At 60.1% G+C, this 24,068-nt stretch carries 20 protein-coding genes, 1 tRNA gene and 1 riboswitch; of the genes, 11 read left to right on the top strand and 10 right to left on the bottom strand.

Annotated features, from left to right (window positions below):
• Positions 1-64: 64 nt before the first annotated feature.
• Positions 65-141 (top strand) — tRNA-Arg (locus FN828_RS01330).
• Between the two features lie 151 nt (positions 142-292).
• On the opposite strand, the gene FN828_RS01325 is transcribed toward FN828_RS01330, so the two are convergent.
• Positions 293-1,765 carry an RtcB family protein gene (locus tag FN828_RS01325; protein ID WP_142491575.1) on the bottom strand — a complete coding sequence of 491 codons (1,473 nt, stop codon included), beginning with the start codon at positions 1,763-1,765 and terminating at the stop codon, positions 293-295.
• A gap of 183 nt (positions 1,766-1,948) precedes the next feature.
• Here FN828_RS01325 and rtcR point away from each other — a divergent pair, with 183 nt between their 5' ends.
• Complete coding sequence (gene rtcR, locus FN828_RS01320) at positions 1,949-3,514, top strand: RNA repair transcriptional activator RtcR (protein ID WP_235891373.1); 1,566 nt, start codon at positions 1,949-1,951, stop codon at positions 3,512-3,514.
• 28 nt (positions 3,515-3,542) lie between these two features.
• On the opposite strand, the gene FN828_RS01315 is transcribed toward rtcR, so the two are convergent.
• From FN828_RS01315 to FN828_RS01290, 6 genes are all read right to left on the bottom strand, one after another.
• Positions 3,543-3,761, bottom strand: coding sequence for a formate dehydrogenase subunit delta (locus FN828_RS01315; RefSeq protein ID WP_142491573.1), 219 nt, complete (start codon positions 3,759-3,761; stop codon positions 3,543-3,545).
• Complete coding sequence (gene fdhD, locus FN828_RS01310) at positions 3,751-4,566, bottom strand: formate dehydrogenase accessory sulfurtransferase FdhD (protein WP_142491572.1); 816 nt, start codon at positions 4,564-4,566, stop codon at positions 3,751-3,753. The genes FN828_RS01315 and fdhD overlap by 11 nt, the downstream gene beginning before the upstream one ends.
• Positions 4,563-7,439 carry a formate dehydrogenase subunit alpha gene (fdhF, locus tag FN828_RS01305; protein ID WP_142491571.1) on the bottom strand — a complete coding sequence of 959 codons (2,877 nt, stop codon included), beginning with the start codon at positions 7,437-7,439 and terminating at the stop codon, positions 4,563-4,565. The genes fdhD and fdhF overlap by 4 nt, the downstream gene beginning before the upstream one ends.
• A gap of 88 nt (positions 7,440-7,527) precedes the next feature.
• Positions 7,528-9,045 (bottom strand): NADH-ubiquinone oxidoreductase-F iron-sulfur binding region domain-containing protein, encoded by a 1,518-nt coding sequence (locus tag FN828_RS01300; RefSeq protein ID WP_142491570.1) that lies wholly within the window; start codon positions 9,043-9,045, stop codon positions 7,528-7,530.
• Positions 9,042-9,518: a formate dehydrogenase subunit gamma gene (locus tag FN828_RS01295; RefSeq protein ID WP_142491569.1), complete on the bottom strand. Its 477-nt coding sequence runs from the start codon at positions 9,516-9,518 to the stop codon at positions 9,042-9,044. The genes FN828_RS01300 and FN828_RS01295 overlap by 4 nt, the downstream gene beginning before the upstream one ends.
• A 93-nt stretch (positions 9,519-9,611) precedes the next feature.
• Positions 9,612-10,493: a LysR family transcriptional regulator gene (locus tag FN828_RS01290; RefSeq protein ID WP_142491568.1), complete on the bottom strand. Its 882-nt coding sequence runs from the start codon at positions 10,491-10,493 to the stop codon at positions 9,612-9,614.
• Positions 10,494-10,644: 151 nt separating this feature from the next.
• Here FN828_RS01290 and FN828_RS01285 point away from each other — a divergent pair, with 151 nt between their 5' ends.
• On the top strand, positions 10,645-11,817 hold the full coding sequence (locus FN828_RS01285; RefSeq protein ID WP_235891367.1) for an acyl-CoA dehydrogenase family protein: 1,173 nt from the start codon (positions 10,645-10,647) through the stop codon (positions 11,815-11,817).
• Between the two features lie 41 nt (positions 11,818-11,858).
• On the opposite strand, the gene FN828_RS01280 is transcribed toward FN828_RS01285, so the two are convergent.
• Positions 11,859-12,914, bottom strand: coding sequence for a transporter substrate-binding domain-containing protein (locus FN828_RS01280; RefSeq protein WP_142491567.1), 1,056 nt, complete (start codon positions 12,912-12,914; stop codon positions 11,859-11,861).
• Positions 12,915-12,992: 78 nt separating this feature from the next.
• Entirely contained in the window at positions 12,993-14,093 is a 1,101-nt protein-coding gene (locus FN828_RS01275; RefSeq protein ID WP_142491566.1) for a Hint domain-containing protein, read from the bottom strand.
• Positions 14,094-14,273: 180 nt separating this feature from the next.
• Between FN828_RS01275 and dapE the strand changes: the two genes are divergently transcribed.
• The 7 genes from dapE (at position 14,274) to FN828_RS01240 (ending at position 21,645) form a co-directional block, all read left to right on the top strand.
• Positions 14,274-15,434, top strand: a complete 1,161-nt coding sequence (dapE, locus tag FN828_RS01270) for a succinyl-diaminopimelate desuccinylase (protein WP_142491565.1) — start codon at positions 14,274-14,276, stop codon at positions 15,432-15,434.
• Positions 15,431-15,853, top strand: coding sequence for a GNAT family N-acetyltransferase (locus tag FN828_RS01265; RefSeq protein ID WP_142491564.1), 423 nt, complete (start codon positions 15,431-15,433; stop codon positions 15,851-15,853). Before dapE ends, FN828_RS01265 begins: the two co-directional genes overlap by 4 nt.
• Positions 15,850-16,416, top strand: coding sequence for a TIGR04282 family arsenosugar biosynthesis glycosyltransferase (locus tag FN828_RS01260; RefSeq protein WP_142491563.1), 567 nt, complete (start codon positions 15,850-15,852; stop codon positions 16,414-16,416). Before FN828_RS01265 ends, FN828_RS01260 begins: the two co-directional genes overlap by 4 nt.
• 132 nt (positions 16,417-16,548) lie before the next feature.
• Positions 16,549-17,109, top strand: a complete 561-nt coding sequence (locus FN828_RS01255) for a hypothetical protein (protein ID WP_142491562.1) — start codon at positions 16,549-16,551, stop codon at positions 17,107-17,109.
• A gap of 72 nt (positions 17,110-17,181) precedes the next feature.
• Entirely contained in the window at positions 17,182-19,446 is a 2,265-nt protein-coding gene (rnr, locus tag FN828_RS01250) for a ribonuclease R (protein ID WP_142491561.1), read from the top strand.
• A 116-nt stretch (positions 19,447-19,562) separates the two neighbouring features.
• Complete coding sequence (locus tag FN828_RS01245; RefSeq protein WP_142491560.1) at positions 19,563-20,936, top strand: lytic murein transglycosylase; 1,374 nt, start codon at positions 19,563-19,565, stop codon at positions 20,934-20,936.
• A gap of 47 nt (positions 20,937-20,983) precedes the next feature.
• Positions 20,984-21,130: riboswitch (FMN riboswitch) on the top strand.
• Between the two features lie 80 nt (positions 21,131-21,210).
• Positions 21,211-21,645: a 6,7-dimethyl-8-ribityllumazine synthase gene (locus tag FN828_RS01240; RefSeq protein ID WP_142491559.1), complete on the top strand. Its 435-nt coding sequence runs from the start codon at positions 21,211-21,213 to the stop codon at positions 21,643-21,645.
• A 120-nt stretch (positions 21,646-21,765) separates the two neighbouring features.
• On the opposite strand, the gene serB is transcribed toward FN828_RS01240, so the two are convergent.
• Positions 21,766-22,665 carry a phosphoserine phosphatase SerB gene (gene serB / locus FN828_RS01235; RefSeq protein ID WP_142491558.1) on the bottom strand — a complete coding sequence of 300 codons (900 nt, stop codon included), beginning with the start codon at positions 22,663-22,665 and terminating at the stop codon, positions 21,766-21,768.
• 158 nt (positions 22,666-22,823) lie between these two features.
• Between serB and FN828_RS01230 the strand changes: the two genes are divergently transcribed.
• Positions 22,824-23,969 carry a phosphoserine transaminase gene (locus tag FN828_RS01230; protein ID WP_142491557.1) on the top strand — a complete coding sequence of 382 codons (1,146 nt, stop codon included), beginning with the start codon at positions 22,824-22,826 and terminating at the stop codon, positions 23,967-23,969.
• Positions 23,970-24,068 lie beyond the last annotated feature (99 nt).

Raw genomic sequence — 24,068 nt, 5'->3', positions numbered from 1 at the left:
CAAGTGTTAGCGCGAACCCCAGCCCTTGTTCAAGGGATTGCATCGGGCTAAGACACTTGCGCGTGGCCCCGTGGCTCAACTGGATAGAGCAGCCCCCTCCTAAGGGGCAGGTTGCAGGTTCGAATCCTGCCGGGGTCACCAGAACCTTCTTAAGTATGTGTGCGTTAGCATTTTTTCCAAACGGTTCGAGAGCGTGTCCGTTGTCGTGTCGTGAACGGTCTTCTGTTCGTTGGGGGCTAATTTTCGGTCGGTGTGCTTTCGATCAAAGGTTTCCGTTGGACAGGCGGGCCGTTCAGGCCTGTCTGGTCTTTTTCTTGTTCTTCCAGAACGGTGGGATGTCGCCGGCCATGATGCAGCCGTAGGGGTCGATGTAGTCCTCGATTTCTGCAAGGCCGTAGGTTTCGATCTGGCGGACGACGTTAGCCGCCCTTTTGTAGCTCGAGGGGAGTTCGGTGGTGTCGATGCCGCCTGCATAAAAGCGCACATCCAGCCCTTCTGTTTCTGCCTTGAGCATCTGTTCAGGCGTCACATCGCCCATGCGGCGCTTGTGTTCGGAACGCGAGAAGTTGCGCCCTGCGCCATGCGGGCTGAAGCCAAGACCATGTGCAGCATCCTTGCCTCGGGTCACTAGCACGGGTTCCGACATGTTCAGGGGAATGAGCGTCAGCCCGGTTGCATCCGCAGCGTAATCTGCCCAGGCTGGCGTGGCGCCCTTGCCGTGCAAATATAGATCACCACGCTTGAACACAAAATTATGCTCGTTCCAGTAGCGGTCGCCTACCTCTGCGTTCATGGCCTCCACCGTGGCTTGATGAATGGCCGTATGATTGTCCTTGGTCCATTCACGGATCAGTTGCAACGCCTGCCAATAGGCTTGACCTTCGTCGGTATCGGCTGGAATCCAAGCATTCTGCTTCAGCGTTTTTGGCGACAGCTCTTTGCGGAACCGCTCTGCCACTGTCATGCCGTTCTTGTACAGCACAGCCCCCGGCCCGCGCGAGCCGTGGTGCGTGACTATCGCTGTCCGCCCCGTTTTGCGCGAGCGTCCGACGAACAGGAAATGGTTGCCATCGCCTTGTGTTCCCATGTGTTCCTGCGCCAATTGGAGGCTTTTCTGGGTGTTCAGGAACGGGTTTTCGCGGAATGCGTCCAGTAGTTTTAACGACATGGTAAACCGCTGACCGTTTCGCTGTCCGCCGGGGCCGAAATGTGTGATGCTTTGCGCTGCATCCAGCACTTTCTTTGGATCAACAAAACCAAGGTCGGTGATCATAACCGAACAGCAGATATCAGCCGAATGCATTCCGGGATGGATTGCGTTGCGGGCTGCTGCCACGCCCCCCACCGGGATCGTCCCGACCGGGCCAGAGGGGCAGGCATCGGGCATGATGGCCCCGGCTTCGATGGTTGGGGTCCGCATCAGCGCGGTCATGGTTTCGCGTACCATGTTGACATTGTGGGCCTCGTCGGGGTCGCCGATCTGGATGTTTTCGTGGAATTCCACTGTGCCCGGTGCGTGCAGCGCAAGCTGGGCCGGTGCAGGGGGAAACTCGCCTTCCAGAACGGTGCGGATTTCCGTCAGTGTATGGCCTGCGGCGTGCAACGTATTGGCGCGGTCCAACAGATGCCGGAATTGTTTGCCGGGGCGGTGTCCCCAGTCCTTGAGATGCGCGCCGGTCACGACAATCTGAGTGCCTGCTGCGGGTAGTGTGTCCGGCTTGGCGAAGTGGTCTTTTGCGGATGCAAACGCGGATTTATCTGCCATTGCTCTTTTCCTGCTTTCTGGTGCGTTTGTTATGTCATGCCGCAGTCGAAAGGCCGTCGAAAATGCGTGATGGGATTAAGGCGTTGAATTTGCTTTTGAAACTTCGTGATTTCAAGTTTTGATGCAAAGAGATATGATCCAAAAATATCGTGATTTATATGTTTGGATAGTGCATTGAAAAATGTGGTTATCGGCTTTCTTGGAACGCAACTTGACGTGGGCAAAAAACGCAGGTGGAAGCCAACCCGCGAGCTTTTGCAGCAGGATGGGTTTGATGTTGCCCGGCTGGAGCTGCTTTATGATCACAAATTCGCCCGTTTGGCGCATGGTGTGGCTGCGGAGCTGCGTGACACGTCACCAGATACAGAAGTTCTGTTGCGGCGTCTGGACCTTGACGATCCGTGGGATTTTCAAGAGGTCTACGGCAAGCTGTTCGATTTTGCGCGTGGCTATGGTTTCGATGAGGACAGAGAGCGATATCACGTTCACCTGACCACCGGCACTCATGTGGCGCAGATTTGTTGGTTCCTGCTGACCGAAAGCCGCCATGTGCCTGCCCGCCTGATTCAGACGGGGCCGCCAAAGGAAGAGGGCGGAAAAGGCAAGTTTGATGTCATCGACTTGGACCTGTCGCGCTATAACGCCCTGCAACAGCGGTTTGATCAGCTTTCGCGCGAATATTCCGATCAACTGCGCGGTGGTATCGAAACACGCAACCCGGCTTATAACGGGCTGATTGATCAGATCGAACTGGTGGCCAGCAAGTCTGATGCGCCGATCCTGCTTTTGGGAGAGACAGGAACAGGCAAGACCGAACTGGCAGGGCGGATTCATAACCTCAAACTGGACCGGCGCCGCGTGAAGGGGCGGATGGTGCATGTGAACTGTGCCACGTTGAATGGGCCGGATGCGCTGTCTACGCTTTTTGGTCAGCGGCGCAGTCACACCGGGGTTGCGGGGACCGAGCGCAGCGGATTGCTGCGCGAAGCGGACGGCGGCACCTTGTTTCTGGATGAAATCGACTCGTTGGATCTGAACGTGCAAGCGGTCCTGCTGCACGCGATCGAGAGCGGCACATTCTATCCGGTTGGGTCGGACCATCAGGTATCCTGCCGCTTTCACGTTATCGCGGGGGCAGGGCGCGATCTGCGTCGGCTGAGCGCCGAAGGATGCTTTCGTCCCGATCTGTTGGCGTGCCTGAGCATGTGGAGTTTTACCTTGCCGCCCTTGCGCAACCGTTCAGGCGACCTTGCGCCGAATATCGCCTTTGAACTGGCGCAGGCGGAACGTGAACTGGGTGTGCAGACTGGTTTTAACACGGACGCCCGAGAGCAATACCTGCGCTTTGCCACGGACCCGGCGACGCTGTGGCTTGGCAATTTTCGGGATTTGGGCGGTTCTATCAGGCGTCTTTGCACCCTTGCGCCGCGCGGACGGATCACGCGCACGATGGTGGACGAAGAAATTGACCGTTTGCGCGACAATTGGCAAAGCGCACGGTCAGAAGATGACTTTCGATTGGTCGCCAAGGTGCTTGGGGACGCATCGGCGGACCTTGATCTGTTCGATCAGGTTCAGTTGGCCGAAGTCATCCGCGTTTGCCGGGTATCCCCCAGCCTCAGCGCTGCCGGGCGCAGCTTGTTTGCGGCATCTCGGGCAAAGCGAACCAGCACGAATGACGCTGATCGGCTGAAGAAATACCTTGGGAAATTCGGTTTGACCTGGGACGCAGTCAAAGAACGGTCCTGATCACGCAGGAAAACCGGGCCGGGCAATTTTACTCGACCGGCACCCGTACCAACGGAAAGGCTGCTGTCACCAACGGATCGAAACCTGTGCTGCCGTCTTCCATCAGACGGGCCAATTGGCGGCGCATCCGGGGATCCCAGAAATCGTTCAGGTGATCCGCTACACGCTGGGCCTGATCCGCCCCCGGCTGTGAATGGAAAAATGTGGCGATCTGGTTGGCCATCATGATCATTTTTTCAGGCGACATCGGAAGCTCCGGTTTCGATACGGTCGGGATGGGAATAAAGATCGAACCCGCCCCTGCGGGCAAACGCGACCAGCGTGATGCCCGCCGCTTCGGCGCTGCGCAGGGCAAGGACGGTGGGGGCGGATACCGCGATCAGGACTGGACAGCCTGCCAGTGCGGATTTCTGCACCAATTCTACCGAGATGCGGCTGGTCATGACAAAGGCGCCTTGCGCTGGAGTGATCCCGGCGTGGTGTAAGGCTCCGATCAGCTTATCCAGTGCATTGTGGCGGCCCACATCCTCGCGCGTCAGAACGATCCCCTGACCGGGCATCAGGAACCCCGCCGCGTGAACGGCATGGGTCTGGTCATGCAGGGGTTGGTGGGCGCGCAGGGCATCGCCTGCATGGGCCACCTCGGTGCGGGTCAGGCGCAGGTCGGCGGTCACGCGGGGCAGGGGGCGCACCGCCTGTTCCAGACTGTCGATCCCGCACAACCCGCACCCCACCGGCCCGGTCATCGCGCGGCGGCGCTGCGTCAGGGTGCGGCTGGCGGCGCTGTTCAGCTCCATCCGCGCCTCGATCCCTGCGTCATGCGTGACGATCTCTAGCCTTTCGATCTGGTCAGGGTGGGTGATGATCCCCTCGCCCAAGGCAAAACCCGTGGCAAAATCCCTCAGTTCTTGCGGGCTGGCCATCATCACCGCCTGCGTTTCCCCGTTAAACACCAGCGCAACCGGCACCTCCTCTGGCAGTGTGCGCAGGATCCGGCGCTGCCCGTCGAGATGGACGGACAGACCGGGCAGGGATGTGGCGGCGCGTGTCATTCCGCAGCCTGAATCCGACGCGAGCGGGCCGCCTGTTCGGCGTATTCCTCTTGCCAGTCGGTTGGTCCGTTTGACGGGCTGACCTGCACCGCCGTGACCTTGTATTCCGGGCAATTCGTGGCCCAGTCGCTGAAATCGGTGGTTACGACATTGGCCTGCGTATCCGGGTGGTGGAAGGTCGTGTAAACCACGCCGGGGGACACCCGGTCCGTGATCTGCGCTCGCAGGGTGATTTCCCCCGACCGCGAGGCTAGTTTGATGAAATCCCCATCCTTCACACCACGGGTTTCCGCGTCATGCGGGTGGATTTCCAGCACGTCCTGATCGTGCCAGACCACATTCGCCGTGCGCCGTGTCTGCGCCCCGACGTTATACTGTGACAGGATACGCCCGGTTGTCAGCAACAGCGGGAACCGTGGCCCGGTTTTTTCCAGCGTTGGCACATATTCGGTGACGATAAACCGCCCCTTGCCGCGCACGAACCCATCCACATGCATCAGCGGCGTGCCGTCAGGGTTGGCGTCGTTGCAGGGCCATTGCACGCTGCCCATTGCCTCGATCTTGTCATAGGTCACACCGGCAAAGGACGGCGTAGTTGCCGCGATTTCCGCCATGATTTGCGACGGGTGGGTATAGGTCCACCCCGCGCCCATCGCATTGGCCAGCATTTGGGTGACTTCCCAATCCTCGTAGCCATTCATGGGGGCCATCACCTTGCGCACCATGTTGATGCGGCGCTCGGCGTTGGTGAAGGTGCCGTTCTTTTCCAAGAACGTGCTGCCGGGCAGGAACACATGCGCGTAGTTGGCGGTTTCGTTCAGGAACAGGTCATGCACGATCACGCATTCCATCGCGGCCAGACCAGCGGCAACATGTTTGGTGTCCGGGTCCGATTGCAGGATGTCCTCGCCCTGACAATACAGCCCCTTGAAGCTGCCATCCACGGCAGCATCCAGCATGTTGGGAATCCGCAGGCCCGGTTCCGGGTCAATTGCCACGCCCCACGCGTTTTCAAAAATCGCGCGGACTTCGGGCAGTTTGACATGGCGATACCCCGGCAATTCATGCGGGAAACTGCCCATGTCACACGACCCCTGCACGTTGTTCTGCCCGCGCAGCGGGTTCACGCCCACACCCGTGCGGCCCACGTTGCCCGTCATCATCGCCAGATTGGCAATGCCGATTACCGTGGTAGACCCTTGGGAATGTTCGGTCACGCCCAGCCCGTAATAGATTGCACCGTTGCCACCAGTGGCGAATAGCCGGGCCGCCGCCCGCAGCTCTGCCGCAGGAACCCCGGTCAGTTCCTCCACGGCCTCGGGGGCGTGGCGCGGGTCGCTGACGAATTCGGCGTATTCGCGGAATTCATCCCAGTCACAGCGTTCGCGGATATATTGCTCGTCCGCCAGCCCCTCGGTCACGATGACATGGGCCAGCGCGGTCACAACCGCCACGTTGGTGCCGGGACGCAACGCCAGATGATGCGCGGCCTTGATGTGCGCCGATTTCACCATGTTGGTGCGGCGCGGGTCGATCACGATCAGCTTGGCCCCTGCCCGCAGGCGCTTTTTCAGGCGGCTGGCGAAAACCGGATGCCCATCGGTGGGGTTGGCCCCGATGATGATCACCACATCAGTATGTTCCACGCTGTCGAAATCCTGCGTTCCGGCGCTGGTGCCAAATGTCTGCCCCAACCCGTATCCGGTGGGCGAATGGCACACGCGGGCGCAGGTGTCGGTGTTGTTGTTGCCAAACACCGCGCGGGTCAGTTTTTGCACAAGGAAGGTTTCCTCGTTCGTGCATCGGCTGGACGTAATCACCCCGACCGAGCGCCGCCCGTATTTTTCCTGTAGCCCGCGCATACGATTGGCGGCAAATCCGATTGCCTCGTCCCACGATACTTCGCGCCACGGCTCTTCGATGCTGTCGCGGATCATCGGGTGCAGGATGCGTTCTTTGTGGGTGGCATAGCCCCACGCGAACCGTCCCTTCACGCAGGAATGGCCCCGGTTGGCCTTGCCTTGTTTATGCGGCACCATCCGCACCAGTTGATCGCCCTGCATTTCGGCCTTGAACGAACAGCCAACCCCGCAATAAGCGCAGGTCGTGACCACGGATCGGTCTGGTGTCCCCAGTTCGATCACGGATTTTTCCTGCAAGGTGGCGGTCGGGCAGGCCTGCACACAGGCACCACAACTGACGCAATCCGAAGACAGGAAATCATCCCCCGCCATCCCCGCCTTCACGCGGCTGTCAAACCCGCGCCCTTCGATCGTCAGGGCAAAAGTTCCCTGCACCTCTTCGCAGGCACGGACGCAGCGCGAACAGACGATACATTTCTGTGGGTCATAGGTGAAATACGGGTTGGAGCAATCTGCCGGGATGTATTCAGGATTATCCCCCACCACGGCACGCTGTTCAAAATGGTTGCGGCCCGGTTCGTACCGGACGTCCCGCAGCCCCACCGCCCCGGCCATGTCCTGTAATTCGCAATCGCCATTGGCCGCACAGGTCAGGCAATCCAGCGGGTGATCGCTGATATACAGCTCCATCACGCCCTTGCGGATTTTGCGCACCTTGCTGGATTGGGTATGCACCACCATTCCCGGTGCCACCGGGGTTGTACAGGACGCAGGCGTGCCACGCCGCCCTTCGATTTCCACAACGCACAAGCGGCAGGAGCCAAATGCCTCCACGCTGTCGGTTGCGCACAGCTTGGGTACGGAAATGCCTGCTTCCGCCGCGGCCCGCATGACGCTGGTGCCTTCGGGGACTGTAATGTCAAACCCGTCAATCGTCAGCGTGACCGCCGCGCCGGTTTTCGCAGGGGTGCCCATGTCGCGGTCATCCCAGGGAATGATAAAATCCTTCATGCCCAAACCCCTTTCATCTTGCCAAAAATACTCCGGGGAGCGCGAGGGGCTGGCCCCTCGCCGCCGCTGTATCCAAATGCGCAACCCATCATTCTGCCGCCTCTCGTGCCACGGGGAAATCCTCGGGGAATTCCGTTAACGCCGACATCACCGGATAGGGCGTGAAGCCGCCCAAGGCGCATAATGATCCCTCTTTCATCACCTCGCACAGGTCGGTCAGTACCTCGACCGCTGCCGCATCGCCTGCGCCGATCCGGTCCAGCGTTTCCACGCCGCGCACCGCGCCGATCCGGCAGGGGGTGCATTTGCCGCAGCTTTCTACTGCGCAAAACTCCATTGCGAACCGCGCCATTTTCAGCATGTCCGCGCTGTCGTCGAACACCACCACACCGGCATGGCCGATCAGGCCGCCCTGACTGTCGAAATCCTCGTATCCGAATGGCGTGTCGAATTTGCTGACCGGCATATAAGCCCCCAGCGGTCCACCCACCTGCACGGCCTTCACAGGCCGCCCCGATGCAGTGCCGCCGCCGATGTCATTCACCAGTTCGCCCAAAGGCATCCCGAACGCGGTTTCAAACAGCCCACCCTGCCGGATATTTCCGGCCAGTTGGATTGGCATTGTACCACGCGAACGACCCAATCCAAAGCCCGCGTAATGTTCCGCCCCTTTTTCAAAGATCACCGGAACCGTCGCCAGCGACAGCACGTTGTTCACCACGGTGGGCTTGCCCATGAAACCTTCCAGCGCGGGCAGGGGCGGCTTGGCCCGCACGATCCCGCGCTTGCCTTCCAGCGAATTCAGCAAACTGGTTTCCTCGCCGCAGACATAGGCCCCGGCACCCACGCGAGTTTCCATGTCGAACGCGCGGCCCGATCCCAGCACATCCTGCCCCAGAACCCCGGCATCCCGCGCAATGCGCACGGCGCTTTCCATCACATGAATCGCGTCCGGGTATTCGCTGCGGATATAGACGAACCCGCGTGTTGCGCCCACGGCCAGCCCGGCAATCGCCATTCCTTCGATCAGGGTAAAGGGGTCGCCTTCCATGATCATGCGGTCGGCAAAGGTGCCGCTGTCGCCTTCGTCCGCGTTGCAGACGATGTATTTCTGATCGGCTTGTGCCTGCCGCACGGTGTCCCATTTGATCCCGGTGGGGAAACCGGCCCCACCACGGCCCCGCAGGCCGGATGCTTTCACCCCGTCTACCAGTGCCGCCGCGTCCATCGTCAGTGCGCGGCGCAATCCGACCAACCCGCCATGTGCCTCGAAATCGGTTAATGACAGTGGGTCGATCACGCCGCAGCGGGCAAAGGTCAGCCGCGTTTGCCGTGCGAAAAACGGGATGTCCTCGACCGGACCCAGATCGGCCAATGTTCCATCCAGCAGCGCTGGAACATCCGCCGTGCTGACGGTGCCATATCCCACGCGCCCCTTGCCGCGATCCACCTCGACCAGCGGTTCCAGCCAGATCATGCCGCGCGATCCGTTGCGGATGATCTGTACATCCAGCCCGCGCTGTTTCGCTTCGGCAGTTAGGGCTGCTGCCACCGCATCCGCGCCAACCGCCTTGGCCGCGCTGTCACCGGGAACGTAAATCTTCATGCGCCCACTCCCGATAGAAGGTCATCCATCCGGGCGGTATCCACCCGGCCCACCACGCGCCCGTCTACCATTGCGGCAGGCGCACAGGCGCAGAGGCCCAGACAGTACACAGGTTCCACCGTGACCGCGCCATTTGCGGTGGTGCCGTGCCATTCTACGCCCAGCCGTTGCAAGGCATGGTCCGCTACCGCCGTGCCGCCCATCGCCTGACAGGCCTCGGCACGGCAGATTTTCACCACATGCCGCCCGGCGGGGATGTCACGAAAATCGTGATAGAAGGACAAAACCCCGTGCACTTCGGCCTTGCCGATATTCAGCGCGTCCGCAATCAACGGCACCGCTATTTGCGGCACATGGCCATAGCTTTGTTGGATCAGGTGCAAGATGGGCAGCAATGGCCCTTCCAGGTGAAGCTGGCTGCCGATCAGCGCAAGAATATCGTCTTGGCTTGGCGCTGGCGTGGTCTGTGTCATTCGTGGCCTCGGGTGGACAGAGTCTGCCCCCAGCTAAGCCCCGATTGATTTTCAATCAATATCGTAAAACCGTTAGGCGATAGAGAATATCAATCATTCGGCCAGCCCTCGTGCCGCCTGATACAGCGCGGCCAAAACCGGGGTCTGCGGTTCCTGATGCGGGGCCAGCAATCCAACCGAATGCGCGGTCACGCCGCCGTCCAGTGGCACCATGCGCAGCGGATGCCCGGTGGATAAGAACCGCGCCAGATCGGTTGGCAAAACAGTGACCCAATCGCCGCTGACGACATTGGACACCAACACCACTGTCGAGTTCGACTCGATCATAGCGTTTGGGGTTAGTCCCGCGTCGTGAAAGTTGCGGTTGATGATCCGGCGGTTTTGCATGTCCGGTGACAGCAGGCACAGGTTCAACCCGGCCAGATCGCGCCAATGGACGCTGTCCCGCCCGGCTAATGCGTGGTTTTTGTGGCAGACCAGCGTGTATTTTTCGCGGTACAATGGCTGAACCGCCATGCGACCCAGCGGTTCGTTGTCCAGATAGGAAATGCCTGCGTCCACCTCCAGATTGCCGATCATTTCCAACACTTCGGCAGAGGTCCGGGACAGGATTAAAAAACCCACATTTGGGTGCGCCGCATTGAAACGTGTCGCCAGCCCCGATGCCCATGTCAGCGCTGTCGGGATGACTGCCAACCGAATTTGTCCAGACAGTCCCTTGCGGGAAAACCGCATTTCATCCTGCAAGCGCCGGGTTTCCCGCACGATCCCCCGCGCCAGTTCCAGCGCCCGTTCACCTTCGGGGGTCAGTCCGCCGAATCGTGATCCCCGCAGCACCAGTTTGACGCCCAGATGTTCCTCTAGCTGTTTGATGCCGGTGGACAGCGTGGGTTGCGTGATCCCAAGCGTTTCCGCAGCGCGTCCAAAATGGCGCTCTTTTGCCAGCGCGATCAGCATTTCCAGCTTTCCGATCATGATTGCCTTTCGATCTCACGCAGAATGATAGCGATTTCCAATCAAACAGCGCAGGCGGCCCGGCGTCCAGTGTTTCTGCTGTACTTTGTGCGGGCAGACATTTAGATAGCATATGAACAGTTAGCTACTTGACTATATAAGGGAGAACGTCATGGCGATCGGAATGGACGATCAGACATTTGAACAAGTGCTGGATACCGTGCGTCGTTTCGCGCGCGAACGGCTGATCCCGGCGGAAACGCAGGTTGAACAACTGGATGACATCCCCGAAGACATCGTGCAGGAAATGCGTGATCTGGGGCTGTTTGGCCTGTCGATCCCCGAAGAATACGGCGGTCTGGCGCTGACGACCCTTCAGGAATCGCAGGTCGTGGAATCGCTGTGCTATGCCGCCATGTCTTTCCGTTCCTTGGTGGGGACGAATGTTGGCATCGGCGCGCAAGGCATCGTGATGGAAGGCACTGAGGCCCAGAAACAGCAATATCTGCCCGGTTTGGCGTCTGGTGATCTGATTGCCTCTTTCGCGCTGACCGAACCCGATAACGGTTCGGATGCGTCGCATATCCGGACCTCGGCGCGGCGCGATGGGTCGGATTTTGTGATCAATGGCACAAAGCGGTATATCACCAACGCCATCCGCGCGAATGTGTTTACCCTGTTCGCCCGCACCAACCCCGACGATCCGGGCGCGGGTGGGGTTTCGGCCTTCTTGTTGCCAGCGGACACCCCCGGCATCACCATCGCCACCCCGGATAAGAAGATGGGTCAGAAGGGCACCAAAACCTCGGACGTCATTCTGGAAGATGTGCGCATCCCCGAAGAATTCATCGTCGGCGGCCCGCAGAACCTGAACCGGGGATTCCGCACCGCGATGAAAGTGTTGGATCGCGGGCGGATTCACGTGTCCTCGATGGCGGTTGGCACCGCACAGCGGATGCTGGACGAAGCCTTGGGCTATGCGATGGAACGCAAACAGTTCGGTGTGCCGATCTGTGATCACCAGCTTGTGCAGGGGTTGCTGGCCGACAGTCAGGCCGAATTGGCCGCCGGTCGCGCGTTGGTCCGCGAAACCGCCCGCAAATATGACGCCACCGGCGCGGCGGCGTTGGAAGCGTCCTGCGCGAAATACTTCTGCACCGAAATGGCGGGCCGTGTGGCGGATCGTGCGGTGCAGGTGCATGGCGGCGCGGGCTATATGGCGGAATATCCCATCGAACGGCTGTACCGCGATGCCCGCTTGCTGCGCATCTACGAAGGCACCAGCCAGATTCAGCAGATCATCATCGCCCGCAACATCATCAAGGCGGCGGCCCAAGGTCTGTAACATATGATACCGAAAGCGGGCGACAGTCGCCCGCTTTCACATCACTGCGGTTCCAGCCCGAACCAGCTTTCATAGATTTCCTGATACTTGCCGTTTTCCCGCAGCCCCAGCAGGGCGCGGTTGATTTCCTCGGTCAGGGGGCTGCCGGTGGGGGACGCAATCCCATAGTTTTCCCGCAGAAAAATCGGCCCGTTCATTTGTGCCTGCCCATCGGCACGAGTCTTGACGTAATAGGCCAGAATAGGCGCGTCAAAGACCACCGCATCCAGATTGCCATTTTCAAAACTGGTTATCATCTGATCCAGACCTGCAAATTCCCGGTAATCCAGATCGCGGTTATCCATGAAGCCCGCAGCGGTAGACCCGGCAACCGTACCCACCCGTCTGCCATACAGATCGTTCACGGAATTGACGTTGGATGTGATCGCCTCGATCGTCATGACGGATGTGACATAGGCCACGAAGACCGACACGAAAAACAGCGATATGATGACCAGCGCCACCCCCATCAGGCGGCCCAGGATGGTGCGGGGCACGCGCTCCTCGAACCCGCCATTGACCACCAGATTCAGCGCCCACCAGAAGGCCGGGAAAATAGCCTGTTTGGCCGGGCGGTCGAAATAATCCTGATGGCGGCGCTCTAGCCACCACATCAGCATTCCGACCCCCAACAGCGCGGCAAAGGCCAGCAACACGGACAGCACCAGTTCTTTGTTGATCAGTGTGGCGAAAATAGACGGCCCGTCATTGTCCACGGGGGTCATGATCTGCAACCCGGCGGAAAAAATGGGCTGGCTGAAATCCAGCACCTCTTCGCGGGCGGCGGTGATGGAAATATTCGCAATCGCCAGATCGACCTGCCCGTTTTCCACAGCCCCCAGCATTCCGGCAAAACTGTCGAAGCGTTCAATGCGGTAGCTGTGGTTCATCGTCTTGGCCAGCGCATCCCACAGGTCTATGGAAAACCCCAGATCGGCCCCGGCCAGCGACATCGAGAACGGTGGTCGGGTTACGGTCCCCACGACCAGATCCTGAGACATAGATTTGACCGGCCACAATGCAATGATTGTCACCAGCGCCAGTATTATGCGCGACATGAATGCAGTATCCCCAACTTTCGCACCGCATAGGGCAGAAGCACGGCAACGGTCAAGAAATACCAAAAAATACAGGGATTACGCTGCGCGATGCTGCACCAGAGTCACAGCCTCGAACGGGCGAAGCACCGGATAGGGGGGGCTGGCATGTTCCGGCAGGCGTGATCTGTCATAGCCCGCCAACAGGCTGACCGCTACTTTGGGCGCGTGGCGGCGCATCCGGCCCAGATACAGCGATTGCAGTTTTGCGCCCGCCCCGATCATCGCGTGCGATCCGGGCAGTAACAGTTGATGCCATGTCGCCAGCGGCCCGCTATCGGCATAGCTTGCCGATACGCCATTCACCAGATGCCGGGCCGGGACCAGTACACAAGGGCTGCCAAACAGAAATTCGACATCAGAACCGGATGCGCAAAGCCGCTGATCCGGGGCCACGGTGATATTGCGCTGCAACCCGAAATAAGGCGCGCGCAGGCGGACCGGCCGGAAGCTGCCCCGCGCCGGGGCGCGAAAGCGCAGGTTTGCCAGAACAGGCACCTGTTCCCTTGTCGGGGTCACGATCAGATCGCCACGTTCTACGTGATCCAATGGGCGGTAGCCTTGCGAGGTCAGGATCGGCAGGTCCGGGGCCAGCGTGGGCATGGGGCCAACAGGTTGGGGGCGGTCGGATAGTGCCAGAAACGTTACCTCGGGGTCTAGCGCCCCCCAATTTTCGACGTTTCGTGATGACTGGAATACCGCCTGAAGATCCCCCAGACTAAGCGGTACTGGCATATGGACCGCTTTGAGATAGTGCTGCCCTGTGCCAATCGCCTTGATGGATAAATGTCCGGCCCGTGCTGGGGCATCCCAGACATAGGTCACGCGCAGCCGATGCCCCTGACCGATCAGGCCGTGATGCAGGACTGTATGGGATACCGTATCGCCCTGTGTGATCACCAAAACCATCGCCCCATCCGGCAACGATTGCAGGCTTAGCCCACGTTCCCACGGGTGCAGATGGTGAAATCGCAGTAGCGTTTGCGGGCGATCATGCGCGGGAATGCCGGTTTCCAGCATCAGCGTACCGCGCGGCAATAGCTGTGCAGGCGCACAGGCGCGGTGTGGCGCGGCGCTACTATCCAGCCCCGCCATATGAAACAGCGCGGTATTTTTATCCGTCAGGCCGATCCAGCTCATGGGGTGGTCCTGCTTTGCCTCTGGGGTCCGGTGTCCCGGTTGCGGTTTGCCCGCTTGTTTCGACCCTTCTAACACAATGCGGGCGGGGGGTGAATCCCTCTTGCGGGCTGCACCCCGCAGGGGGTTTGCGAAATGCTGCGATCCGCGATAGCCCTTGTGCAACGAACCAAAGGAACCACGATGGCCAATACTTTTAAAACCCCGATTGATGCCGCCGAGCTGACAGCCCGGTTGATCCGCTGCCCCTCGGTTACGCCGGTCGAAGGCGGTGCTTTGGTGCTGCTTCAGGACTTGCTGGAAAGCGCGGGGTTCGATTGCACCCGTGTGGACCGGGGCAAGGTATCGAACCTGTATGCCCGTTGGGGCGCCAAAGGCGCGGCGCGGATCTTTGGGTTCAACGGCCATACCGATGTGGTGCCGGTCGGTGACGAAGCGGCGTGGACGGTGGACCCGTTCGGCGCGGAAATAAAGGACGGCATCCTGTGGGGACGTGGGGCCACTGATATGAAATCCGGTGTTGCGGCCTTTGCTGCGGCGGCTGTGGATTTCGTGACACAAACCCCGCCGGACGGTGCGGTGGTGCTGGCCATCACCGGCGACGAAGAAGCCGAAGCCGTGGATGGCACCACCGCCTTGTTGGACTGGATGAACGAACAGGGCGAAGCGATGAGCGTCTGCCTTGTGGGCGAACCCACCTGTCCCAATGAAATGGGCGAGATGATGAAAATCGGGCGGCGTGGATCAATGACCGCGTTTTTCACGGTCAAAGGGGTTCAGGGGCATTCCGCCTATCCGCATCGCGCGAATAACCCGATCCCGGCGCTGGCGCGTCTGGTGGATCGGATGTCCAGTCATGAACTGGATCGAGGGACGGATCATTTCGACCCTTCGACGCTAGCGGTCGTGACGTTTGACACTGGAAACCCCGCCACCAACGTGATCCCGGCGCAATGCAAGGCTGCGGTTAATATCCGGTTCAACGATGCCCATTCCAGCGCCAGCCTGACGGATTGGTTGCGGGCCGAGGCGGATAAGATCGCCACTGAATTTGGCGTGACCGTTGATATGACGATCAAAGTAACCGGCGAAAGCTTCCTGACCCCGCCGGGGGCGCTGTCTGATCTGGTGTCGGCGGCAGTGCAGGCTGAGACAGGGGTAACGCCGGTTCTGTCCACCAGCGGCGGCACCTCGGACGCGCGGTTTGTGCAGCATCATTGCCCGGTGGTGGAATTCGGGCTGGTTGGCAAAACCATGCACCAGGTTGATGAAAACGTGCCGATTGATCAGATTCACCAACTGAAATCCATCTACAGCCGGATTTTGCGGGATTACTTCGCATGACGCTTGTCATTACTGCGGTGGACACGCTGGAACAGGTTCACGCCCTGCGCCGCGCCGTGTTCATCGAAGAACAGGGCATATCCGAGGCTGACGAATGGGACGATCTGGACAGTGTTGCCGTGCATGTTCTGGCCACGCTGGATGGGGTTCCTGTTGGCACCGCGCGGCTGTTGCAGAACGGGCCAGTGGGGCGCATTGGGCGCATTTGCGTTGCCAAGCCCCAGCGCGGCACCGGGCTGGGGGCTGATCTGGTGCGCGACGGCATCGCCCGCCTGTCCGCCCGTCCCGGTATCACGGCAATCCGTCTGGGCGCACAGGTTTACGCAACCGGGTTCTATGAAAAACTGGGTTTCGTGGTGTGCGGTCCCGAATATGACGATGCGGGCATTCCCCATCACGAAATGGAACTGACCCTGTGACACCGACGCTGGTGATCATGCTGAAAGAGCCACGCGCCGGTCGGGTGAAAACCCGGCTGGGGCGGGACATCGGCATGGTGCCTGCGGCATGGTGGTTCCGGCATCAGGTCGCGCGCCTGCTGCGCCGGATCGAAGACCCGCGCTGGCGCGTGGTGCTGGCTGTGGCCCCTGATCGCGCTATGACCAGCCACGCATGGCCCATCCGGTTTATCCGGGTGCCACAAGGCGCGGGTGATCTGGGTGACAGAATGGGGCGTTTGTTGCGGTCCATGCCACCCGGCCCGGTCTGTATCATCGGCGGCGACATTCCCGGCGTAACCCGCGCTCATGTCGCGCGGGCCTTTCGGGCGCTGGGCAATCATCAGGCGGTTTTTGGCCCCGCCCCCGATGGGGGCTATTGGTTGGTCGGGCTGAAACGCGTGGGGGCGGTTCCGGCGGGGCTGTTTCAGGGCGTGCGCTGGTCCACGGAAACCGCCTTGGCCGACAGTGTCGCCAGTTTGGGGGGCTGTTCGGTGGCGTTCGTGGATGTGCTGGCTGATGTGGATCGGGCGGCGGATTTATGAGGGTAGACCGGGGGCGCTGCCCCCGGACCCCCGGGATATTTACCCCAAGAAAGAACGTGTTGACGCAAAAGCAACTTGGCCGGGGTACAGAGGCCGGGCAAGATGGGGCAAATCGTACAATTGGGGGGTAAAATGCGTATAGGATTTATTGGGTTGGCGCTGGTTCTGGCCGGGCCGGTGGCCGGGCAGCAGATGGATCATGCCGCGCATGGCAATCATACGATGCATGACGCAGCACAGCAGCAGACCCAGCAACAGGCGCAGGAAACCGGGCAATCCGCCTTTGCCGCCATTCAGGAAATTGTCGGGCTATTGCAGGCGGACCCCGATACCGATTGGTCCAAGGTTGATATTGATGCCCTGCGGCAGCATCTGGTGGATATGGATAATGTCACGCTGCGGGCGGTTGTCAAAAACCAGCCGATCAAGGGCGGAATGACGTTCCTAGTGTCGTCCGAGCAAGAGGCGGTTAGTGCGTCGATTCAGCGGATGGTGCTGGCTCATGCGGCGGTGATGGATGGCGTTGACGGGCTGTATATGCGGGCTGCGGTGCAGCCCAATGGCGCAGTGCTGGATGTCAAAGGGGACGAGGTAAAGATCAAGGCGCTGGGGTTCTTCGGCATCATGGCTACGGGGATGCATCATCAGGCGCATCATCTGGCCATTGCCCGCGGGGGAAACCCGCGTCACTGATCCCACGCCTTTCGCCAAGCCATACTGCGATTTCGTCATGACGGCGTATCAGACCTGTGATACGGCAGTGATATGAGCCAATTGCCTTCGAAATCCGACATCCTTCAGTGGATCGAAGATAACCCGACCCTTACCGCGAAACGTGATATTGCCAAGGCTTTTGGCATCAAAGGTGCTGCGCGGATTGATCTGAAGCGCCTGCTGAAAGAGCTGGAAGCCGAAGGCCATCTTGAAAAGCGCAGGAAGACCTATCGTGACCCGGATCGCCTGCCGCCGGTCAGTGTGTTGCGCATCCGAGAGATTGGCCCGGATGGGGATCTGTTTGCGCAGCCGATGGAATGGCAGGGCGAAGGCGTGGAACCCACGGTTCTGGTGATCCCGCGCGACAGTGATCCCGCGCTGGGTGTGGGTGATCGGATTTTGGCCCGCGTACAAGAGGTCAAGGCCGCAGATCACCATTACACCGCTCGGCTGATCCGTCGCATCGGGCATAATCCGCATAAGGTGCTGGGAGTTTTCCGCAAAGGCGCCGAAGGTGGGCGCATCCTGCCCATCGACAAGGGCGACGGCAAGGAATGGCTGGTTCCCGATGGTGCTACGGGCGGCGCAAAAGACGGCGAGCTGGTCGAGGCGGAACAAAGCGGTCCGCGTGGCCGCATGGGGCTGCCGCGGGCACGCATTGTCAATCGACTGGGCGATCCCACCGCACCCAAAGCGGTGTCGCTGATTGCCATTCACCAGCATGGCATTCCCGATGATTTCCCCGATGCGGTGATCGAAGAAGCCGACCGTATGAAACCTGCCGGTCTGAAAGGCCGGGTGGATATGCGCGATATGCCGCTGGTCACGATCGACCCGGCGGATGCCCGTGATCACGATGACGCCTGTTGGGCGCATGAAGACGACGATCCCAAAAACGAAGGCGGCCATGTTATCTGGGTCGCCATTGCGGATGTGGCTCATTACGTCCCCTCTGGTTCTGCGCTGGACCGCGAGGCAAAGAAACGTGGCAATTCCAGCTATTTCCCGGATCGGGTGGTGCCGATGCTGCCGGATCGGCTGTCTGGTGATTTGTGTTCCCTGCACGAAGGTGTGCCGCGCGCCTGTATCGCCGTGCGGATGCAGATTGATGCCAAGGGCCGTAAAATCGGGCATCGGTTCCAGCGGGGGCTGATGCGGTCTGTTGCGTCGCTGAACTACGAAGAGGTGCAGGCCGCGCGTGATGGCGACATCAACGAAAAATGCGAACCTTTGATGCAGGATGTGATTCATCCGCTGTATGACGCCTATGCCGCGCTGGTAAAGGCGCGGGCCGAACGTCAGCCACTGGATCTGGACCTGCCGGAACGCAAGATCGTTCTGGATGATGTGGGGCAGGTGCAATCCGTCAATTTCCGCGATCGGCTGGACGCGCATAAGCTGATCGAAGAATTCATGATTCTGGCGAATGTGGCGGCGGCGGAAACCTTGGTTTCCAAACGGTCCCCATTGCTGTTTCGCGTCCACGAAGAACCCAGCCCCGAAAAGCTGGAGGCGCTGCGCGAAACCGCGCAATCGGCGGGGTTGCGGCTGGCCAAGGGGCAGGTGTTGCAAACCCGGCATCTGAATGCCTTGTTGAATGCTGCCGAAGGCACGGATCAGGACGAACTGATCAACATATCCACGCTGCGGGCGATGACGCAGGCCTATTACAGCCCGATGAATTTCGGGCATTTCGGGCTGGCGCTGCAAAACTATGCGCATTTCACCTCGCCCATCCGGCGCTATTCGGACCTGATTGTGCATCGGGCGCTGATCTCCTCTCATCAATGGGGCGAGGACGGGCTGAGCGCCGAGGATATCGAGCGGCTGGAAAACACCGCGACCCATATTTCCGAAACCGAACGCCGGTCCATGATGGCCGAACGCGACACAACGGACCGATATCTGGCGGCGTTCCTGTCCGAACGGGTGGGGAATGAATTTACCGGCCGGATCAGCGGCGTGGCGAAATTCGGGGTATTCGTGCGGATGGATGAAACCGGCGCGGATGGGTTGATCCCGATCCGGTCGCTGGGGCGCGAATATTTCCATTATGACCGCGATAGCAACACGCTGATGGGGGCCGATACGGGGCTGACCATTGGCATCGGGCAGCGCGTGACGGTCAAGCTGACCGAGGCCTTGCCGGTTACGGGCGGCATTGCGCTGGAACTGATCAGTCTGGATGGCAAGGACATGCCGCGCGGGCCATCGGGGGGCCGGGGACGGGGTAAGCCACCTAAGCGTAAACTGGCAAAGGCCAAGGCAAAAGCGGCCAAGACAAAGCGCAAGGTCGAACGCACACGGCGCGGGTAGGGGGCGATCCGGCGGAACCGCGCGGATTTTCCGATCTTCTGATTTGGGTGCTTTCGCGGTGCCCGATTTCGCGATAGCATCGTGCCCAAGGTCATAAAAATCAAAGAGGCCGGGCAATGCGACTATCCATAATTTTGGCAGCTATGGCGCTGCTGATGATCGAACCTGCGGGGGCTTTTGCCCGCGCTGTGGGGGAATCCCTGCGGCCTGTGGGGCGGCCTGCTTCGGGGTCTGCCGTGTCTTCCACCCCAACCCGGCACGCCGTTGGGCGATCCTTGCGCCCTCATCCTCGCCCCGCCCGGATCGAGGCGCGGGGCGAGGCGGCAATCCAGCCGGAAGAACCGCGCGTTTCTTCGTCGAATCTGGGGTTCCAGCGTTGGATTAAACGGTTCCGCGCCCGCGCCAATGCGGCGGGGATTTCCAACCGGACCTTTGACCGTGCCTTTGACGGGGTGCGCTATGATGCCGATGTGATCCAGCGCGACCGCAACCAATCCGAATTCACCAAGACGCTGTGGGAGTATCTGGACAGTGCCGCCTCGGATACACGCGTAAGCAACGGTAAACAGGCGCTGCGCGATCATGGCCGCACCCTGCGCGCGATCGAAGCAAAATACGGCGTGGACAAAGAGGTGGTTGCCGCAGTCTGGGGGCTGGAAAGCGCCTATGGCACCTATCGCGGCAAAACCGATGTGATCGAAGCGATGGCAACGCTGGCCTATGATGGGCGGCGGGGAAAATTCTTTGAACAACAACTGATTGCTGCGCTGAAAATTCTGGAAAACGGTGACACGACCCCGCGCAATATGACCGGATCATGGGCCGGGGCGATGGGGCATACGCAATTTATCCCAACATCGTACCTGTCGTTTGCCGTGGATTTCACCGGCGACGGGCGGCGCGATATCTGGTCGGATGATCCATCTGACGCGCTGGCCTCGACCGCTGCGTATCTGGCCCGGCATGGCTGGGTCAAAGGTCAGCCCTGGGGGGTCGAGGTGAAGCTGCCGCGCCAATTCAACTATGCGCTGGCGAACCGGAAGATTCAGAAAATGCCGTCCGAATGGGCGCGTCTGGGCGTGACGGATATGAACGGTCGTGCGGTGCGGAACTATGGCAGCGCATCCTTGCTGTTGCCTGCGGGGGCGCAGGGGGCGGCGTTCCTGATCTTCAAAAACTTCTCGGTCATTGAGCGCTACAATACGGCGGATGCCTATGTGATCGGGGTTGGCCACCTGAGCGACCGATTGAAAGGTGGCCCGAAAATTCAGGCCAACTGGCCGCGCGGCGACCGGGCGCTGACGTTTTCCGAACGCAAGGAAATGCAACGCCTGCTGACCCGCCGGGGGTTTGACACCAAAGGCGTGGATGGCCGGATCGGGCCGCTAACGATTGATGCCGTGCGCGATTATCAGCGGGCGCAGGGCTTGGCCCCTGATGGCTACCCATCGCTGCGATTGCTGCAACGTCTGCGCGATCAGGGGCGATAATGGCCCGATAAGGGATTGCCACGCCCGATACTTCGCGCCTACTGTCGGCGTGTTCTCAGGGCGGGGTGAAATTCCCCACCGGCGGTAAGGGGCCACGCGCCCCAAGCCCGCGAGCGCCCCGGCCAATCCGGGGGTCAGCAGATCTGGTGCAACTCCAGAGCCGACGGTCATAGTCCGGATGGAAGAGAACGACCGGGAAGGTGCGCAATCCGCGCCCCTTTTCTTGTCGTTTGCACGCTCTGGGTGACGTGTCGGACAAGGAAAGGAGACCCCGATGACACACACCCGCTATGCCTTTATCAAGGCGAATTGGCATTCAGATATCGTCGATCAGGCGCTATCTGGATTTTGTGAATTGATCCCGCGCGATCAGGTGGATGTCTACGATGTGCCGGGCGCATTTGAAATGCCCCTGTTGGCCCGCGATCTGGCCCAATCCGGGCGTTACGCCGCCGTGGCTGCGGCGGCGCTGGTGGTGGATGGCGGCATCTATCGTCATGATTTCGTGGCGCAAGCGGTGGTGGATGGGCTGATGCGGGCCGGTCTGGACAGCGGTATTCCGGTCCTGTCGGTATCCCTGACGCCGCATCACTATCAGGACACGCCGCACCATAATGCGATTTACCGGGTGCATTTCGTGGAAAAAGGCCGCGAAGCGGCGCAAGCGGCCCTTATGATTGGAAAAACCCGCGCCGCGCTGGCTGCCTGATCCATTAACGCTGTGACGGGCCTTTCCCCAAGGATCGCCCGTCACGATTTGGCGAAACCGCCTGTTTCATCTTGCCAAAAATACTCAAATCCAGCCGGAGCAATCCGCACCACGGTCAGATTATCCTGTGACGAACTCGGACTTGGCATAGCCCTGCACATACAACAGCGCGGTCAGATCGCCGTGGTTGATCCGCACATCGCATTGGGCGGCGACCGATGGTTTGGCATGTAGCGCCACACCCGTTCCCGCCCGGCCCAGCATCCCCAGATCATTCGCGCCATCGCCCACGGCAATCACATCCGTTTCCGCGATGCCCAGCTTTGCGGTGATGCGTTCCAGCGCGTCTACCTTGGCTTGACGGCCCAGAATCGGACGGCCCACATCGCCGGACAGTTTGCTATCTTCGATCAACAATGTGTTGGCGTGGTTTTCATCAAAACCCAGTTCCGCCGCCACCTTGGCTGTAAATGCTGTGAATCCGCCGGACACCAGCGCGGCATAGCCGCCGCCCGCCCGCATTGTCGCCACCAGTTCACGCCCGCCGGGCATGAAAGTGATCCGCTCGGCCAGAACCTTGGCGATGATCGCTTCGTCCAGCCCTTTGAGCAGGCCAACCCGTTCCAGCAACGCGCCTTCGAAATCCAGTTCGCCATTCATGGCGCGGGCGGTGATGTCGGCAACGCGTGCGCCCACGCCTGCCTCGTCTGCCAGTTCGTCAATACATTCCTGCTGGATCATAGTGCTGTCCATATCGGCCAGCAGCATCTTTTTCCGGCGGCCTGCAGTGGGCTGAATCACCAGATCGACGCCCAGCTTTTGCACATCTTCCCAGACGGCCCAGCGGTTTTTCGGCAGCACGGACAGCGTGAATTCAGCCGCTTCATCCGCAGCCAGCCACTGCACATCCCCACCGCCCCACGCATTGCGCAGCGAATCAAGCAGCGCAGCATCCAGTTTTGGGGTCTTGGGGTTGGTCAAAAGGGTGGCGACAAAAGCAGGGGAAGAAGGCGCGGACATAGGAAAAGTTTCCGATCGTAGCTGTTAGGGGTCGCAAATATGCGCTCAAGCGGCGCTATAGCGTCATTTTTACCGTTGTGAAAGCATTCGAAGCGCACTAATTGCGTCAGTGGGACACCTCTCCCCAACGAGAGGCGCTTATCTGGAAGGGTAGCTACATGGCTATTGCACATCCGGCATCGCGGCCGGCAAATCCGCGGTTTTCTTCTGGCCCCTGTGCCAAAATCCCCACTTTTTCGATGGACAAACTGTCCGACGCCGCATTGGGCCGGTCGCATCGCGCCGCCGTGGGCAAGGAAAAGCTGAAAGCGGCCATCGAAGGCACGCGTGAAATTCTGGGCATTCCCGCCGATTACAAGATCGGGATCGTTCCTGCGTCCGATACTGGCGCGGTTGAAATGGCCCTGTGGTCGATGCTGGGCGCCCGTGGCGTTGAAATGCTGGCTTGGGAATCCTTTGGCTCTGGCTGGGTCACGGATGTTGTGAAACAGCTTAAAATCGACGCTACGGTGAAAACCGCTGACTATGGTCAGATCGTTGATTTCGCCACTGTCGATTTTAATAATGATGTCGTGTTCACCTGGAACGGCACCACCTCGGGCGTGCGCGTTGCCAATGGCGATGCGATCCCGGCGGACCGCGAAGGTCTGACCATTTGCGACGCCACCAGCGCCGCGTTTGCGATGGACCTGCCGTGGGATAAACTGGATGTCACCACGTTCTCTTGGCAGAAGGTGATGGGTGGCGAAGCGGCTCACGGCATGATCATCCTGTCGCCCCGCGCGGTGGAACGGCTGGAAAGCTACACCCCGGCATGGCCGCTGCCGAAAATCTTCCGCATGACCAAAGGCGGCAAGCTGATCGACGGTATCTTCAAGGGTGAAACCATCAACACCCCGTCAATGCTGGCGGTCGAAGATTACCTGATTGCGCTGGACTGGGCGCGCGAAATCGGCGGTCTGGACGCGCTGATCAAACGCTCGACCACCAACGCCAAGGTGCTGTGGGATTTCTGCGACCGTCACGACTGGATCGCAAATCTGGCCGAAGATGACGCGACCCGTTCGAATACTTCGGTTTGTCTGAAATTCACGGACGACCGGATCAAGGACGGTGCCGCCTTTGCCAAGGCTGTGGCGAAGAAGCTGGAAAACTACAACGCTGCATATGACATCGGTGCCTATCGTGATGCCCCTGCGGGTCTGCGCGTGTGGTGCGGTGCCACCATCGAAGCAGCCGATGTGGAAATGCTGACCCTGTGGCTGAAATGGGCGTTCGAGGCCTGTTTGGAAGAACAAGCCTAAGGCCCGCGCGGTGCGTGGTAACGCGCACCCGTTCCCCCGGAAATGACAGCGAAAGGTGCGCGTTGTGGCGCACCTTCCTTCCCTCTCTTTATTCTTGAA

The sequence above is a fragment of the Thalassovita litoralis genome (assembly GCF_900182725.1).
GTDB lineage: Bacteria > Pseudomonadota > Alphaproteobacteria > Rhodobacterales > Rhodobacteraceae > Thalassobius > Thalassobius litoralis.
The sequence above is the reverse complement of the archived record's forward strand: the minus strand, read 5'-3'. Positions and strand labels throughout refer to the sequence as shown.

Coding starts and splice junctions, on each gene's coding strand:
- FN828_RS01325 (WP_142491575.1), bottom strand. CDS start 1,765: ATGGCAGATAAATCCGCGTTTGCATCCGCAAAAGACCACTTCGCCAAG.
- FN828_RS01315 (WP_142491573.1), bottom strand. CDS start 3,761: ATGTCGCCTGAAAAAATGATCATGATGGCCAACCAGATCGCCACATTT.
- fdhD (WP_142491572.1), bottom strand. CDS start 4,566: ATGACACGCGCCGCCACATCCCTGCCCGGTCTGTCCGTCCATCTCGAC.
- fdhF (WP_142491571.1), bottom strand. CDS start 7,439: ATGAAGGATTTTATCATTCCCTGGGATGACCGCGACATGGGCACCCCT.
- FN828_RS01300 (WP_142491570.1), bottom strand. CDS start 9,045: ATGAAGATTTACGTTCCCGGTGACAGCGCGGCCAAGGCGGTTGGCGCG.
- FN828_RS01295 (WP_142491569.1), bottom strand. CDS start 9,518: ATGACACAGACCACGCCAGCGCCAAGCCAAGACGATATTCTTGCGCTG.
- FN828_RS01290 (WP_142491568.1), bottom strand. CDS start 10,493: ATGATCGGAAAGCTGGAAATGCTGATCGCGCTGGCAAAAGAGCGCCAT.
- FN828_RS01285 (WP_235891367.1), top strand. CDS start 10,645: ATGGCGATCGGAATGGACGATCAGACATTTGAACAAGTGCTGGATACC.
- FN828_RS01280 (WP_142491567.1), bottom strand. CDS start 12,914: ATGTCGCGCATAATACTGGCGCTGGTGACAATCATTGCATTGTGGCCG.
- FN828_RS01275 (WP_142491566.1), bottom strand. CDS start 14,093: ATGAGCTGGATCGGCCTGACGGATAAAAATACCGCGCTGTTTCATATG.
- dapE (WP_142491565.1), top strand. CDS start 14,274: ATGGCCAATACTTTTAAAACCCCGATTGATGCCGCCGAGCTGACAGCC.
- FN828_RS01265 (WP_142491564.1), top strand. CDS start 15,431: ATGACGCTTGTCATTACTGCGGTGGACACGCTGGAACAGGTTCACGCC.
- FN828_RS01255 (WP_142491562.1), top strand. CDS start 16,549: ATGCGTATAGGATTTATTGGGTTGGCGCTGGTTCTGGCCGGGCCGGTG.
- rnr (WP_142491561.1), top strand. CDS start 17,182: ATGAGCCAATTGCCTTCGAAATCCGACATCCTTCAGTGGATCGAAGAT.
- FN828_RS01245 (WP_142491560.1), top strand. CDS start 19,563: ATGCGACTATCCATAATTTTGGCAGCTATGGCGCTGCTGATGATCGAA.
- FN828_RS01240 (WP_142491559.1), top strand. CDS start 21,211: ATGACACACACCCGCTATGCCTTTATCAAGGCGAATTGGCATTCAGAT.
- serB (WP_142491558.1), bottom strand. CDS start 22,665: ATGTCCGCGCCTTCTTCCCCTGCTTTTGTCGCCACCCTTTTGACCAAC.
- FN828_RS01230 (WP_142491557.1), top strand. CDS start 22,824: ATGGCTATTGCACATCCGGCATCGCGGCCGGCAAATCCGCGGTTTTCT.